Source organism: Alteromonas sp. Cnat3-28 (assembly GCF_022348265.1).
GTDB lineage: Bacteria > Pseudomonadota > Gammaproteobacteria > Enterobacterales > Alteromonadaceae > Alteromonas > Alteromonas macleodii.
In genome coordinates this window covers 143166-159006 of record NZ_JAKREY010000005.1, presented here as the reverse complement: position 1 = coordinate 159006, position 15841 = coordinate 143166, and the positions used below count along the sequence as shown (strand labels likewise).

Here is a 15841-nt window from a genome sequence, read left to right as displayed (position 1 = left end):
ATAGTTCTCCGCAGTTTAAAGGAGATCACTATGAAAAAACGTATTACACAATCTGAGCTATATTCTGAATATCCCCATATTCTTGAACACCTCACAGGCTTAGTTAAGCCATCTTTCAAAAGTACTTTAAGTCATAAACTCATACATTTAGTTAAGCTTCGTGCGTCACAAATTAATCAGTGCGGCTTCTGCCAACACATGCACGCCGAAGAAGCGAGAGTGTCTGATGAAAATCAGTCAAGGCTTGATGTATTGTCTGCATGGAGAGAGCTAGATTGTTTCAGTTTTGAAGAGAGAACAGCATTAGCGTGGACGGAAGCGTTAACGCTTATCCACTCTTCCACTATTACTGAAGAAATGTATAACAGTGTAGAAAGCACCTTCGGAAAAGAAGGGCTGATAGAACTCACGTCTATTATTCTTCAAATTAATAGCTGGAACCGTATTTCAGTAAGCCTTCAGTTTCAACCTTCTATTTAGTAGTAAGGAAGACGTGAAAATGACTATCATGAAACAAGTACAAAATAACAAATTGGGTGTAGCCGCCTGCTTGTGCTTTTTTTGGGGAAGTACCCTTTTCTTGCCAGCCTTCAGCAAATTTGCAACCGCTGGAGTATGGTTGTTTATGGCGGGTTCTCTATTGATGCTTTTAGACATCTTGAGCATTAAAACCAACTAGGCTTTGCGCTAATAGTGTTTAAGAGTGTATATACAACTATGCACTCTTTTATTGAGCGAAATTTACTGCTGTATATTGGTACAAGAAAAGTGAGTTTCGATTTTACTTTGATATATATGGCATAAGCCATTGAATGGGGAGAGAGAAGTTGGTCGGTGTGAGAGGATTTGAACCTCCGACCCCTGACACCCCATGACAGTGCGCTACCAGGCTGCGCTACACACCGACCGAAAGAGCGGATAAGTCTACTCAAATTTGTTCACATTGCAACGAGAATTAGCAATAAGCCTGTTTAAGCGCTCAATTGCTAACCATCTTCACTAATTTCTACGTCAAATCACATAGTTGCCAATTAATTTGTTAGGCCAGCGTAACGTAACACACCCCAGTTACTACCAGTGCAACTAACACGTTGAGCACCACACCCTCTCTGGCCATAGTTTTTATGTCGAACTTTTCCGTTGAGTATGCAATGGCGTTAGGCGCTGTAGCTACTGGCAGCATAAAAGCGCAACTTGCGCTAATTGCCGCGGGGATCATCAACAACTTAGGATCTACGCCCACAGCCATACCCGCGGCCGCTAGAATTGGCATTAGTAGTGTAGATGTTGCCGTGTTAGAGGTAATTTCCGTCAAGAAGGTAACGAACAAGCAAATTCCAAGTACCAATAGAAGAACAGGAAGCGTAGAAAGTCCCGTTAGCCATGTTCCCATAAGAACACTTAAGCCTGATGACATAAATGCTTTGGCAATACAAATACCGCCAGCAAACAATAACAACATGCCCCACGGAATATCGTTTGCGGTTTTCCAATCAAGAAGTTTGTCGTTGTTTCCTTTTTCGTCTACTTCACCGCTATCGTTTCCGCTGTTTGTAAAGAACATAGCAGCAACACCCGCTACGGCAATAGTACTGTCACTTATTGTGCTTATGCCTATCCAAGCAGTCCAAAAAGGTCTGAAAATCCAAGCTAAAGCGACAGTGCCAAAAATAGCAAGAACACGCTTCTCGGCTTTTGTCCATGTGCCTGGGACAGGTAAATCGATGTTCCCCACTTGTTTAATACCGCGCGCTAACCATAAGGCCATAATAGGTACGCCTAGTATTACGATTGGTACGCCTGTTTTCATCCAGTCGATAAAGCTGTATTCAATACCTTGTGTTTCTTCATACACGCTCATAAAGATAATATTAGGTGGCGTCCCAATCGGTGTCCCTACCCCACCTAGGCTTGCCGAATAAGCGATACCAAGTATAAGCGCCACGCCAAATCGAGGATTGTCTACTGCGTTAATAATAGCGATAGCCATTGGCAACATCATTAGGATTGTTGCCGTGTTACTAATCCACATACTGAGTACTGCGGTTGTTAACATGAAGCCCAGTACCAGTTTGAGCGGGCTACCGCTGCCCGTGATACGCAACATGTAAATGGCGAAACGCTTGTGTAAGTTAGCGCGCTCCAACCCTTTTGAAAGCATGAAAGCAGCCATTAATAGAATGATAACGTGGCTTCCGAGAGCAGAGGCAGCTTCGCTGTGAGACAACACACCAAATAGCGGGAATAGCGCGAAGGGTAAAAGTGAGGTAGCGGGAATGGGGAGCGCTTCAGTCACCCAGAGCACAGCGACAAATAGCGTAATTGCTGCGGTAAAAATGATCTCACTGGGCTGATCAATGGCCCACAATCCCAAGCCACATAGTACTGAAGCGATAAAGGCAAATAGAATTATGCTGTTTTTACGTGTTGGCTTTCGTTGTAGAGTTTCTGAAGAAGGTTCAGAGTTTGTGTGCATTGCGCTTCCCGTTACTAATAGCTTTATTATAAGTGCTAGTTATTGCTCTTATATTTTCTATCAGTAATTAGCGGGAAACGCACTACGCTTTTGCGAAAAAAACGTGTTTTTAAGACGGTTTCTTTTATTTACTCTCGTCGTCTGACGAGATTCGGCTTGCAACTGCGCCTGCTTGGCCTTTGTATTTAGCGTCCACTCGTGCGTTGTACGGCTTTTCGGCTGGCGCCGATAAAACCTCAAAGCTAAGTGCCCCTATTTTCATTTTAGGGCGAAGCGCCAGCGGTAACTTACCACTGTTGTAAAACTCAAGAACGATGTTGCCCGACCAACCTGGATCTATTCGATGCGCGGTCACGTGAACCATTAAGCCCAAACGCGCAAGCGAAGAACGCCCGTCTAACCAACCTACGATGTTGTCAGGCAAAGTTACTGACTCGTGGGTAATAGCAAGCGCCAGTTCTCCGGGGTGTAGAAAGAAGGCTTTACCCTCTTCTAGTTCAATTTCATCGCTCATAACATGGTCGAGCGCTTCTTGAACCTGTGCTTTCGGCCCACTTAAATCGATAAACGGCGCTTGGTGATCTTCAAACACGCGAAATTTATTACCTAGGCGGATATCTACCGTTACACCACTTATTTGATCGTAGCTGGGTGTAGGGTCAATTTTAATTTTTCCATCTTGCAGATGTTGGTAGATATCGCGGTCGCACAAGCGCATGGTGTATTCCTCATTTCGTTAGGCCGCTATTATGCGTATGTCGCCGCATGCATTCAACTGCTCAAAGGCTTGTTTTATCTGCTTTTGCGCAATTTTCGTATAGTTTTATCAAATTTTAAATTTAAGCAATCGAACCTGGCTATAATTCACCTTTACTACACCTGTCTGAATTTACCTATCCGTCGGGCATTCCTGATATTTGTTACCTAGATATTTCAAGCTAGTTACTCTTTACCAACAATGCCAATCGGGTTGCCCTTAATGTGTCTAACTGCCCCTTTTCGAGGCGCAACAGTAAGGGCCAATTGCATAGACAGTGCTCTAGCTGCCTCGCGATAGCTTTCACTTAAGTCGCTATCAGGCGAAGTAATTAACAAAGGCGTGCCGGCATCGCCATGCTCGCGAATATGGATATCAAGCGGTAGCTGACCTAAAAGTGGCAGTCCATGGCGTTCGGCAAGCGCCTCGCCCCCGTCTTTTGAAAACACATAGTCTTTGGTACCACAGGCTCTGCACTGGTAATAACTCATGTTTTCAATAAGCCCTAATACAGGTACGTTAACTTTTTCAAACATGCTTATGCCTTTTTGGGCGTCGGCTAGCGCTAAGTCTTGCGGCGTTGTAACTACCACTGAAGCAGTCAGCGGAACCTGTTGCGCCATCGTCAGTTGAATATCGCCTGTTCCTGGTGGCATATCTACAATTAAGTAGTCCAGCACGGGCCATAGGGTTTCATCTAATAACTGCTTTAACGCCCTGCTTGCCATTGGCCCTCGCCATACGGCCGCGTCTTCCTGAGGCACTAAATAGCCAATTGAGTTCGCCACCAGCCCATGTGACATAAGGGGCTGCATGTGCTTATTATCTTCACTTTCAGGGTGAGCATCGGGGTTGCCCAACATAATGGGAATTGATGGCCCATAAATATCGGCATCCAAAATCCCTACTTTCGCGCCTTCCTGCATAAGCGCAAACGCTAAATTAATGCTGGTTGTCGACTTACCTACGCCACCCTTGCCTGAAGCCACCGCTATGATGTTTTTAATGTTGGTGACCGGAGCTACTTCTGTTTCTCCACTTGCTACACTTTGTTTAAACGTAAGCTGGTCATCGCCAAGCTTCCCTTTTAGCTGTTTAAGCACTTCTTGTTTTAGCGTGTCTAACTGGGTAGCAATACAAAATGGCAAGGTAACTGTCACGCCTCCATCTTCGTTCTCTGGCTGACTAAAAGCACACCATGGCAAGGTAACTTCAACATCTAATGAAAAATACTTGGCCAAAATTGCAGCAACTTTTTGAGTTGCCGGCTCTGCTTTGCGAGAAAAGAACATAAAATGCCTTACTAGTAGTAGAATTGTGTGAATTACGTAATGCAAAAAACGCGGTTTTCCGCTAGTATTTGCAGCCATTTTGAAACGCAAAGAATCAATAACGTCATTATGTCAGAAAAACGCCGAATTCTGGTAACCAGTGCGTTGCCATACGCAAATGGCTCTATTCACTTAGGTCATTTGCTAGAACACATTCAAACCGACATCTGGACTCGTTTTCAGCGCCTTCGCGGAAACGAATGTTACAGTGTTTGCGCCGACGATGCACACGGTACGCCGGTTATGCTTAAAGCCCAAGAGCTTGGCATTACACCAGAAGAAATGGTGGCAAGAACGCGTGCTGAACATCACCAAGACCTTGTTGATTTTCACGTAGATTACGACAACTACTATGTAACCCATTCGCCAGAAAACAAGGCGCTGTGTGAAGAAATTTACACCCGTTTAGATAACGCGGGTTACATCAGCAAACGCACCATTAACCAGCTGTTCGACCCTGAAAAAGAAATGTTCTTACCGGATCGTTTCGTTAAGGGTACCTGCCCAAGCTGTGGCGCAGAAGATCAAAACGGCGACAGCTGTGACGTATGTGGCGCAACGTATAGCCCAACAGAAGTAAAGAACCCGCGCAGCGTTGTATCGGGTGCTACACCAGTACTACGTGAGTCTGAGCACTTCTTCTTTGACCTGCCAAAATTTGAAGGCATGTTAAAAGAGTGGATCCGCTCAGGTGCCCTGCAGGAAGAAATGGCTAACAAGCTGCAAGAATGGTTTACTGAAGGTCTTCAGCAGTGGGACATCAGCCGTGATGCGCCGTATTTTGGTTTTGAAATTCCAGGTGCGCCGAACAAATTTTTCTACGTGTGGGTAGATGCGCCTGTTGGCTACATGGCAAGTTTCAAAAACTTCTGCGACCAAAACAATCTAGAGTTTGATGACTTCTGGAAAGCAGACTCAGACGCTGAGCTTTATCACTTTATTGGTAAAGATATTACCTACTTCCACTGCCTGTTCTGGCCTGCCATGCTAGAAGGCGCGGGATACCGTAAGCCTACTGGCGTAAACATTCACGGTTTCGTAACCGTAAACGGTGCGAAAATGTCAAAGTCGCGCGGCACGTTTATAAAAGGCCGTACTTACCTTGACCACCTGAACCCAGAATATCTGCGTTACTACTTTGCGTCTAAGTTAGGCGACGGTGTTACCGACATCGACCTTAACTTTACTGACTTCGCACAAAAAGTGAATTCAGACCTGGTCGGCAAAGTGGTTAACATTGCTAGCCGCTGCGCTAGCTTTATTACTAAGCGTTTTGACGGCAAATTATCTGACAACGTGATTGAGCCGGAGCTGATTGCTGAGTTCCAAAACGCGTCAGACAGCATTGCTGCACTCTTCGAGAAGCGTAAGTACCACCAAGCCGTGCGCGAAATCATGGCCCTTGCTGATAAAGCGAACCAGTTCATTGATAACAATGCACCTTGGGTAACCATTAAAGACGAGACTAAGCAGCAGTTCACACACGATGTATGCTCGCTAGGTATCAACATGTTCCGTCTGTTAGTGATTTACTTGAAGCCTGTGCTTCCTGTACTTGCAGAAAAAGCAGAAGAATTCTTAAACGATAAGTTCGACTGGAATTCACTTCAAACCCTATTGAAAGGCCACGCCATCAACAAATTTAAGCCAATGATGCAGCGTGTAGAAATGGAGAAAATCGACGCCATGGTTGAAGATTCAAAAGAAAGCCTAGCGCCAGCAGCACCGGCAATCGACCCAGACAGCCCGCTTGCTAAAGACCCTATCAGCGACACTATCTCGTTTGATGAGTTCGCTAAGGTAGATTTACGTATTGCACGTATTGCTAAAGCTGAACACGTAGAAAAAGCTGACAAACTTTTACGCTTAGAGCTAGATTTAGGCGGCGAAACTAAGCAAGTTTTTGCAGGTATTAAGTCGGCCTACTCGCCTGAAGCCCTCATCGGTAAGCACACGGTAATGGTGGCAAACCTAGCCCCTCGTAAAATGCGTTTTGGCATGAGTGAAGGCATGGTATTAGCCGCGGGCCCTGGTGGCGACGAGCTATACATTCTTGAGCCGCACGAAGGTGCAAAGCCGGGTATGCGCGTTAAGTAAGCTTTGAAGTGCCCCATAAAAATAAGGTGTCATTCAGCGCTATAACGCGACGGGATGTCACCTTTTTTATTGGGCGGTCAAAGCGGCGCCTAGATTTATAAAGCAAAAATCATATAACCAGAATCAAGGTGCAAGCACGTAACTTGGTATGCTAATAAGCCTTATCATCCTACACTCCTCCCTCACTAATTACTTACCCACTCACTAACCTTATCTGCCTAAGGCAAATCGGCTAGAAAACTCTTGTCAAAAAACAGCGCAGTTCAGTTCGGTTTGAATCTAGGCGATCTAACCCTCTTTTTTTAACGTAATCAACGTGATTAATTAATAAAAGAGGTATTTATGGAAGATTTCTTCGGGACTAATATCGATTTATCGGAATTAACCGAAAAAGCTATTTCACTGGTGATGACTTACACCCCCAAATTATTATTGGCTATTCTTACTTTGGTGGTGGGTCTCTGGTTAGTGAATCGTTTTGTAAACCTATTAGATCATCGGCTAGGTAAAAAGGATCCCACGTTAAATAAGTTTCTGTGCGGACTTATCAGTGCGGTGCTAAAAGTAATGCTGTTGATTTCAGTTGCCTCAATGATAGGCATTGAAACCACCTCATTTATTGCCGTCGTAGGTGCAGCAGGTTTAGCTATTGGTCTGGCATTACAAGGCAGCCTGGCGAACTTTGCTGGCGGTGTGCTAATACTGATTTTTAAACCCTTTAAAGTGGGTGACACCATTGAAGCAGAGGGTCATTTAGGCTCAGTGTCAGAGATACAAATTCTTTATACTGTACTTAACACTTTTGACAATAAGCGCATTGTTATTCCCAATGGCAGCCTGTCTAATGCTACGTTAATTAACGTTAGCGTATATGATAAACGCCGTTGCGACATGACATTTGGCATAGGTTACGATGACGATATCGATAAAGCGAAGAAGGTGTTGCAGCGTCTATTTGAAGAAGATGAGCGCTCGTTGACCGACCCTGCACCAAGAATTTGTGTAGGCGGATTAGGCGATAACTCAGTCGATTTAATGTTTAGACCGTGGGTCGCCACAGATGACTTGTGGCCTTACTACTGGGATATGCAGGAAAAAGTTAAAAAAGCTTTTGACGAAGAAGGTATTAGCATCCCATATCCACAACGAGATGTGCACCTCTATAAAACGAGTAACGACTAACGTCTCAGTTAGGAGATAGCAGTCTATGCTATCTCCAATTCCCCTTTCAAACTTGCGTAAAAACACGAAAGCCATCCATTTTAGTTACAACATCTTGGTAAATATAGAAGATGGTTAGCGTCTGTCGCTGCTTTCAAGTTAAGAGCTTGGCGTGCTCTCTTTGCACATGGCATACACATTAACAATACTAGCGCAGCGTGCGATTCATCGTAGAGGTCCTTACACTGGCGCCCACCGCCGAAAAACGCGGCTTCAAATTGCGTTTGGGCTTTATTGCGGTCATGGGTATAACCCGCTTTTTCGCGAGTATTACGTACACCGCACTGCACCATGGCAAGTAAGATGCTAAATAGTCTTGAAGCTTAACCGCCCCTTTCCACTTTTGTTGAAAAAAGAGCGTTGAGAACATCACTTGACGTTGTTCAACAATTTCAAATCCCAGTAGCTGAAGCCAATCTTTAATGCGATAGGACGTAAAAAAGCGTGCATCGTGTAGGATATTTCCGCGCTTAACAGGTAGAAATTTGGCAATGCCGGCGAGGCTTAAGGGGTTAAAGCCACTTATGATCACATAACCGTTTTGTGTAATAACGCGGTCTACTTCTCTTAATATTTCGTGAGGGTCTTGTGCAAAATCTAATTCATTAGCAAGTAGAAAGCCATCAATGCTGTTTTCGGCGAAGGGTAAGCAGTGCGACTGGCCAACTACCGTGTTTTCTCTACTTATTTTCAGTTCGCGTTTATCACCGCCTAACGATATACCCGATGCATTGTGATTGGGAAAGCCCTCTTTCGCTTCATTGTGGTGTGGCTGCTCGCTAGCTAGGTCATTAAACGGAACGTGATTAATGTGGTGTCGGATTGGACTAGTGTCGAGATTTATATCGGCACTTAGCGAGCCTAGTTTGGCAAAGTGATACCCAAAAATTCGCTCAGCATAATCGCTACAAACTGCATTGACCGCATGTCGAATGTGCTCTCCCGCGGGGAAATCATTCCAATTTGTAGGGTAGCGTGGCGGTTTGGCTTTAAACGCCGATCTCATTAACACTGCGCGCTCTTAGGTTGCTCTGCTCTTCACAAGTCCCTATAGTAACGCATAATTCTACCTACACAAGCAGGTACTCTTATGACGGCAGAAACACTTCCTTCAGGCGTAGCCATTCATCCTATTCCCGCTTTTACCGACAATTACATTTGGTGTATTTATAACGAGAGTAGCGCTATTGTTGTCGACCCAGGTGATGCTGAGCCAGTGCTGGCCTTTATTAAAGCCAAAGGCTTAACGCTAAGTGCAGTTCTCATCACTCATCACCACAGAGACCACACAGGTGGTATTGCTAAATTAGTATCTGCAGTACCAGATTTGCCAGTTATTGGCCCAAGAGGCAATCACATAAGAGGAATAACTAAATCTGTTTCTCAAGGCGATACTGTCTCGCTACCTGTTTTTAAAATGGCACTGCAAGTAATGGAAGTGCCAGGTCATACCCTTGATCACATTGCTTTCTTCGGGCATGGCGCATTGTTTTGCGGCGACACGCTATTTTCAGCAGGTTGCGGACGATTGTTTGAAGGTTCGCCAGAGCAAATGCATCATTCACTGAATAAGTTAAAGCGACTGCCAGACACCACGAAAGTGTTCTGTACACATGAGTATACTCAGGCTAATGTCCAGTTTGCTTTAGCGGTAGAGCCAGACAATGAGGCGCTGTGTGACTACGCACAGTGGGTGGCAGAAAAACGCGCTCAAGGTCAGCCTACACTACCAAGTAATCTCAAAGAGCAAAAAAACATAAACCCATTTTTACGGGCTCATGAACTTTCTGTGAAAACTGCTGCCGAAGCCTATTGCGAAAATAACCTGGCTGACGATGTAGCGGTATTTGCTGCAGTTCGCCGCTGGAAAGATGAGTTTTGATGCAAAAGTAAGCCGATTATCGTAACATGGTCGGTTTGCAGTGCTCCACGAGGTTTCTTCATATATGCAGTTGAAGTTTTTCCCACTGTCGCCACTGATATTGGCGCTAGGTTTAACGGGTTGTCAGTTAACCGATAATAATAACGACAATGCACAATTAGAAAGTAACGAAACCGCTTCACTAGAAGCGTGCAGTGAAATTCATAACAACGAAGAAGCCATTTCTGATTGTGAAATTGCAAGAGACGGCGTTATTGATGTTGTTCACCCCAATGATGATACGCTAGAAGAAGGCGCTGAGCTTACCGATACACCGGATATGCATACGCAGGCGGTCGTTACTGACGTATGGGAACGTGCAAGTGCGAATTTCGCCTTACCTATCCCTGACGACAAACGCATTAGCGCACAGCGTAAATGGTACCTGAAGCACCCAGAGTATATGGCTCGCGTTGTAAAACGTGCCAAGCCTTTTCTTTATTACATTACCGAAGAAATTGAAAAGCGCGACATGCCGATGGAGCTTGTGCTTTTACCAATAGTAGAAAGTGCTTTCGATCCCTTTGCTTATTCCCATGGCCGAGCGGCTGGTATGTGGCAGTTTATTCCTGGCACAGGCAAGCGCTTTGGTATGCAACAGAATTGGTGGTATGACGGACGTCGAGACGTTGTTGCGTCTACTCAAGGTGCACTTGACTATCTAACCTATCTAAACGAAATGTTTGATGGTAATTGGCTGCACGCACTTGCCGCCTATAATAGTGGCGAAGGCCGCGTTCAAAGAGCTATTAAAGCTAACAAACGCGCGGGTAAACCTACCGACTTTTGGAACTTAAATTTACCCAAAGAGACACGTGCTTACGTGCCTAAATTGCTTGCGCTGGCTGATATTCTAAAAAATAAAGATGAATATGCGTATGCGTGGCCTGAAGTTGAGAATGTTGCGGTTATCGAAGTGGTTGATATCGGCTCACAAGTCGATTTAGCGTTTGCCGCCGAACTTGCTGGTATGTCTTTAAAAGAACTACACGGGTTAAACCCAGGGTTCAATCGTTGGGCAACGTCACCAGAAGGACCACATAGATTAATACTTCCCCTTGATAAGGCTGCTGCGTTCTCTCAAGCACTGGCTAAAATTGATCAAAAAGAGCGATTGAACTGGGTGCGCCACTCGGTGAAGCCCGGCGACAGCTTAGGTAAAATCGCTAAGCAGTATCACACCACAGTGAAAGTTCTTAAAAAAGTGAATGAGCTAGACTCGTCCATGATCCGCGTGGGTCAAGCGATAATGGTACCAGTAGCACTTCAAGAACTGGACAGCTACACATTATCTCAGGAACAGCGTCTAGCCAGCTTGCAGAACGGCAACACGTCTAAGCAAAAAGTACGTCATACCGTACAATCTGGTGATACGCTTTGGGATATTGCCCGTAAGTACAATATAAGCACTAAACAGTTAGCTAAATGGAACGGTATGGCCCCTGGCGATATGCTTCACCCTGGCAAAACCTTAGTTATCTGGCAGGAAGGTAAAGCGCAAGACGGTGTTACCAAAAAAGTGACCTACACAGTAAGAAATGGCGATTCGTTGTCTCGTATCGCCAGCAAGTTCAATGTTAGAGTAAGCGACATAGGCAAGTGGAATTCACTTAATACTAAGCGCTATTTACAACCTGGTCAGAAGCTAAAACTTTATGTAGACGTTATAAGGTTGAACGCATCAAGCTAACCTTTAGTACTTAAAGTTCAATACTGTTCATGCCTAACTGCATTTACGTTACGCTTTAAGTCAGAATACAGGATAAGGAAATGCTAAGAATTAACCGAGAAAATTTGCGAAACAGTCATGAAACGCCTTGGTTAATCTTAGATTTAGTCATGTTAGGTATACTTTTTGTGAACCTAACATGGCTCATTTTCGACGCCTTATACGCCACCGACTTTGTCTATGGTCTATTGGGCACGTATTTTCCCGCTTTTCTTAGTGCTTACGATCCCGTTCACAACAACTTTCTGTTGGTCGACTTGGTGTTTATCGCCATTTTCTTCAGCGAATTTTGCTTCCGGTGGGTTGTAGCTATTGTGCGTAAGGAACACTTACGCTGGTACTTTTTTCCGTTTTTGCATTGGTACGATATCATAGGTCTAATCCCTACTGGACCTACCCGCCTATTTCGTTTCTTGCGCATATTTTCTATTTTGCACCGCCTGCACAAATTCGAAATCATCGACTTAAATCAAACCGCGGTCTTTCGTTTTTTTGCGTTTTACTACGATGTATTTGTTGAAGAGTTAAGCGACCGGATTGTTGTAAAAGTGCTCAGCGATGCGCAAAAAGACATCTCAGCAGGTTCGCCTTTATTAGACGATATCAACGCACAAGTACTGGCCCCCCGCCGTCCTGTCATTACCCAATGGATGGCTGGCGTTATCAACCATTTAGGCCAGTCAATTCAAAGCGAAGAGCACGGCGAGGTGATACGGGAGCACGTGCGCAAGAGCGTGGGTAAAGCGGTGAGAAGTAATGCACAAGTTTCTTCCCTGCATTACCTACCTGTTATCGGCAAAACCATTGAAAATACGTTGGAAGAGTCAGTCACCGATATCGTGACCACATCGCTGGTTAATCTGTTAAGCGACTTAGACGCAGAGCGCATCGACCATTTCATTTCAGTCGGCATGCACGACTATACCCCTACCGCCGATGCACTTGATAAAGAAGTACTTAACGTTGTAAACGAATGCTTAGAACTGGTGAAAGCGCACGTTGCACAGCAGCGTTGGAAGTCACATCTCACCGAAAAAGAATCGGCTATCCCCACTGGCAAGCCCGAAATTTAATTAATTTGTAAAGCGGTAGAGTCAAGGTGAACGCTAGCCAGTATTCCGTTCAGCCATTGTTCATACAAATAAGCTAATATAAAGTCCTTACGAATATAATTATAACGATTAGAGGGACTTATGATGAAAAGTAAACGCTGCCGAATGTTCAGCCGCTCATTTAACCACGCAATACTAGTAATTTGTATAGCGGCATTTGCTTCAGGCTGTATGGTGATCTTGCCGACCTCTTCTATTTCCACTAACCAAGAACCTGAAAAAATAGTTGAGCGCATTGAATACAATGCAAACCGATGCTGGTCCACACTGCATCAGCCAATCCATAGCGATATAGTCGTAAACACGTACACAATACAAAACGGCTACAAACTCACGGCCAGTCGTAAAGAAGGGAGCACCCCGCAATATCCTTTTTTACACGTCACCGTTACCCACTCAACCTACGGCAGCGAGGTATCTGTTCGAGAAGGTGAGTTTAACTTGGGCACAGACTTAAATTTAAGTGATGATGTAAATCGATGGATAAATGGCGACAATAGCTGCTAAGACTGATAAGGCGTACACACTATTTTTCAGTAGTAGACAGAATAATACTCGTCTCACTATTAAGCACGCCTTTAACGCCGCGCACTTCTTTTAAAATGCCATCTAAGTGCGCGAGACTTTCGGCGGTTATAACAATAAGTAAATCCCAATTTCCGTTTGTAGTATGAAACCGTTCAACACCATTCACCTGCCTAAGCTTACTAATAAGCTGTGTTGTACTAAGCCCTTCAAGCTCGACTGACATAAGAGCTTTTATTTTGTCTGGTTGCAGCTGCTCGTTAACACGAATAGTAAAACCGTCGATCACCCCCGAATTTACTAACCTGTCGATTCGTTTTTGCACCGTATTTCGCGATAACGAGAGGACTTCAGCTAGCACGGTTACAGGTGTTCGCGCATCGCGCTTCAATATATCGAGAAGCTCGCGATCTTTCGCATCTAAATCTACATACATAGCCATTTCCCCAATAGATAAATGAATCGTCGAGTCATTAACGCATTATCCAAGACTAATTAGCGAAAAGCATAATGATAAAACAATTGAGCATTATGCTTAAACTAAATAACAACTTGCAACACCTTGAGCATGGTTAAGTGAATTCGCCAGAGAATAAAATACACGCTCTTTTCAGTGGAAATATTTCAGCTAAGGGCTGTAGGACGTTATATGCAAGCCAGTCACATCAAAAACTCACGATCAACTACACCAAATTCCGTTTTAATGGTACGCCCCTGTGCCTTTCGCCCCAACGAACAAACAGCCAAAGACAATAGTTTTCAGAAGCCCCTTGTATCGACGGGAAAAAATAGAGCGAAAATATCAAAGAATGCGTGTGCGGAATTTGATGAGATGGTTCGGACTTTACGTATGAACCACATAACGGTAGAGGTGTTTAAAACCGAAGGGGAAAACACGCCCGATGCCGTATTTCCAAATAATTGGTTAAGTACACATCCCAATGGTTTGCTTGTCACCTACCCTATGTACTGTGAAAACCGCCGAGCGGAGCGTCGTGACGATATTGTCAGTTATCTGCAGCAACACTATATCGTACAGCAAGCTAAAGATTTATCTTTCCTTGAAGATGACGGAGATTTTGTTGAAGGTACAGGGGCTATGGTGATCGACCATGTAAACGCGCTAGCCTATGTTTGCCTATCCCAACGAGCCAATAAGAGAGCTGTAATATCGGCGTGTAAAGCTATTGGTTTAACGCCTATATGTTTTAGCGCCTTTGATACTGCTGGTACGGCGATTTACCACACCAACGTAATGATGTGTGTGGGCAGTGATTTTGCCATTGTTGCTACTAGCATGATAGAAGAAAGCGACAAAAATGTGGTGCTTTCAACACTTAAGGAGACAGGTAAAAACGTCATCGAAATTAGCGAAGAACAAGTGAATAGTTTTGCCGGAAACTGCCTAGAGCTTTTGAATAGCAATGGAAAACGTTTATTACTTATATCAGACACTGCTTTTAGTTCAATGAACGAAGAGCAACTAGCTTTACTACCCAGCGATCTTACTTTACTTCCCATCGCAGTGCCTACTATTGAAATGGGAGGAGGCTCCGTCCGCTGCATGGTCGCGGGTATTCACCTTGAGTGTAAAACGATTGGCGCTAAACAAACTACGACTAATAACATCAGCTTTGACACCCGCGTGAGGCTAGCAAAAGGTGATGACTTGGAAGGCTTGCTTGCGTTAGCTGAAGCTGCATCGCCAGGTATGACAACCTTCCCACCGGATAGAGCAACGCTTGATAACAAATTAAAGCGTTCAATTAGAGAAGAACAAAAACTTATGCGTCAAGAGCGTCCAGACTACCTTTTGTTTGTATTGGAGGACCTTCGAACTGGCAAGCTTATTGGTACATCTGCAATTTTTGGTGAATTAGGAAAAGAGGACAGTTTTTATAGTTACAAGCGAGAAAAAGTCGCACAGCGAAATAAATCACTAGGCGCACACTACACCCACGACATACTGCACCTAAGTCACCATTTTGAGGGGTACGCGGAAGTGGCATCACTCTACTTACTGCCTGAATACAGAAAACACTTCAACGGAAAACTACTTTCAAAAGTACGCTACCTTTTTATGGGTTTACATCAGCATGTATTTCCAAAGCAAGTCATGGCCGATCTACGAGGCTATGTAAATAAGGATGGGGAATCGCCTTTCTGGAATGCCGTCGGACGTCACTTTTTTCCTATGACATACGCTGAAGCGGATTTATATGGTGCCGTAAACGGAAATCAATTTATTGCTGATTTAATGCCCAAACTTCCACTGTATGTAAATATGTTACCCAAAGAGGCTCAGTCGGCTATTGGTAAACCACATAACGACGGCCAACCCGCTATGGCAATGCTAGAAAAAGAAGGGTTTAAATTCACGAACTACATCGATATTTTTGATGGTGCGCCAAGTATGGAAGCTGAAGTTTCAAGCCTAAAAACTGTCAAATCAACAAAGCAAGTAAGAATAAAAGTTGGCGAAGGTACAAGGCGCGGCACCGAGAGTAAAATGAAGCTTATCGCCACGTTAAGCCAGCCTTTTTATGCAATGATGGCAGAAACCGAAGAACAAGACGAAATAGCTGTTATTTCTCGCAAAACAGCACAAGCATTAAACGTTAGCTCGGGATATACCATTTTACTTTCAGATGTTTAGCCTCGTGCGTATATCC

Annotated in this window: 14 protein-coding genes and 1 tRNA gene; 9 read left to right on the top strand and 6 right to left on the bottom strand. The window is 44.4% G+C overall.

Annotated features, from left to right (window positions below; all coding sequences use genetic code 11):
* The first annotated feature begins 30 nt into the window (after nt 1-30).
* On the top strand, nt 31-480 hold the full coding sequence (locus MHM87_RS07365) for a carboxymuconolactone decarboxylase family protein (RefSeq protein WP_239258328.1): 450 nt from the start codon (nt 31-33) through the stop codon (nt 478-480).
* Between the two features lie 19 nt (nt 481-499).
* Entirely contained in the window at nt 500-679 is a 180-nt protein-coding gene (locus MHM87_RS07360) for a YrhK family protein (RefSeq protein ID WP_014976860.1), read from the top strand.
* 149 nt (nt 680-828) lie between these two features.
* Here MHM87_RS07360 and MHM87_RS07355 read toward each other — a convergent pair.
* The 4 genes from MHM87_RS07355 to apbC all read right to left on the bottom strand — a co-directional run bounded on the left by MHM87_RS07355 (nt 829) and on the right by apbC (nt 4525).
* Nucleotides 829-905: transfer RNA gene (locus MHM87_RS07355), tRNA-Pro, on the bottom strand.
* Between the two features lie 134 nt (nt 906-1039).
* Nucleotides 1040-2476 carry an SLC13 family permease gene (locus MHM87_RS07350; RefSeq protein WP_075177467.1) on the bottom strand — a complete coding sequence of 479 codons (1437 nt, stop codon included), beginning with the start codon at nt 2474-2476 and terminating at the stop codon, nt 1040-1042.
* Between the two features lie 124 nt (nt 2477-2600).
* Nucleotides 2601-3194, bottom strand: coding sequence for a dCTP deaminase (dcd, locus tag MHM87_RS07345; RefSeq protein WP_014976864.1), 594 nt, complete (start codon nt 3192-3194; stop codon nt 2601-2603).
* Nucleotides 3195-3418: 224 nt separating this feature from the next.
* The gene (gene apbC / locus MHM87_RS07340; RefSeq protein WP_239258326.1) at nt 3419-4525 is read right to left on the bottom strand and encodes an iron-sulfur cluster carrier protein ApbC; all 1107 of its coding nucleotides are present in this window, start codon (nt 4523-4525) and stop codon (nt 3419-3421) included.
* Nucleotides 4526-4633: 108 nt separating this feature from the next.
* Here apbC and metG point away from each other — a divergent pair, with 108 nt between their 5' ends.
* Together metG and MHM87_RS07330 are read left to right on the top strand one after the other, a co-directional pair.
* A complete protein-coding gene (metG, locus tag MHM87_RS07335) occupies nt 4634-6661 on the top strand; it encodes a methionine--tRNA ligase (protein ID WP_239258324.1) in 2028 nt (675 codons plus the stop codon).
* A 342-nt stretch (nt 6662-7003) separates the two neighbouring features.
* A complete protein-coding gene (locus MHM87_RS07330) occupies nt 7004-7843 on the top strand; it encodes a mechanosensitive ion channel domain-containing protein (RefSeq protein ID WP_039225292.1) in 840 nt (279 codons plus the stop codon).
* A 187-nt stretch (nt 7844-8030) separates the two neighbouring features.
* On the opposite strand, the gene MHM87_RS07325 is transcribed toward MHM87_RS07330, so the two are convergent.
* Nucleotides 8031-8888, bottom strand: coding sequence for a methyltransferase domain-containing protein (locus MHM87_RS07325; protein ID WP_239258432.1), 858 nt, complete (start codon nt 8886-8888; stop codon nt 8031-8033).
* Between the two features lie 84 nt (nt 8889-8972).
* Between MHM87_RS07325 and gloB the strand changes: the two genes are divergently transcribed.
* The 4 genes from gloB to MHM87_RS07305 all read left to right on the top strand — a co-directional run bounded on the left by gloB (nt 8973) and on the right by MHM87_RS07305 (nt 13151).
* Nucleotides 8973-9764 (top strand): hydroxyacylglutathione hydrolase, encoded by a 792-nt coding sequence (gene gloB, locus MHM87_RS07320; RefSeq protein ID WP_239258322.1) that lies wholly within the window; start codon nt 8973-8975, stop codon nt 9762-9764.
* Nucleotides 9765-9828: 64 nt separating this feature from the next.
* Nucleotides 9829-11493: a LysM peptidoglycan-binding domain-containing protein gene (locus MHM87_RS07315; RefSeq protein WP_239258321.1), complete on the top strand. Its 1665-nt coding sequence runs from the start codon at nt 9829-9831 to the stop codon at nt 11491-11493.
* 80 nt (nt 11494-11573) lie between these two features.
* Nucleotides 11574-12605 carry a hypothetical protein gene (locus MHM87_RS07310; protein ID WP_014976870.1) on the top strand — a complete coding sequence of 344 codons (1032 nt, stop codon included), beginning with the start codon at nt 11574-11576 and terminating at the stop codon, nt 12603-12605.
* A 120-nt stretch (nt 12606-12725) separates the two neighbouring features.
* Complete coding sequence (locus tag MHM87_RS07305; RefSeq protein WP_239258320.1) at nt 12726-13151, top strand: halomucin; 426 nt, start codon at nt 12726-12728, stop codon at nt 13149-13151.
* 19 nt (nt 13152-13170) lie between these two features.
* On the opposite strand, the gene MHM87_RS07300 is transcribed toward MHM87_RS07305, so the two are convergent.
* Nucleotides 13171-13605: an Lrp/AsnC family transcriptional regulator gene (locus MHM87_RS07300; protein WP_014949919.1), complete on the bottom strand. Its 435-nt coding sequence runs from the start codon at nt 13603-13605 to the stop codon at nt 13171-13173.
* 213 nt (nt 13606-13818) lie between these two features.
* Between MHM87_RS07300 and MHM87_RS07295 the strand changes: the two genes are divergently transcribed.
* Nucleotides 13819-15825 (top strand): arginine N-succinyltransferase, encoded by a 2007-nt coding sequence (locus MHM87_RS07295; RefSeq protein ID WP_343213319.1) that lies wholly within the window; start codon nt 13819-13821, stop codon nt 15823-15825.
* The last annotated feature ends 16 nt before the right edge of the window (nt 15826-15841 follow it).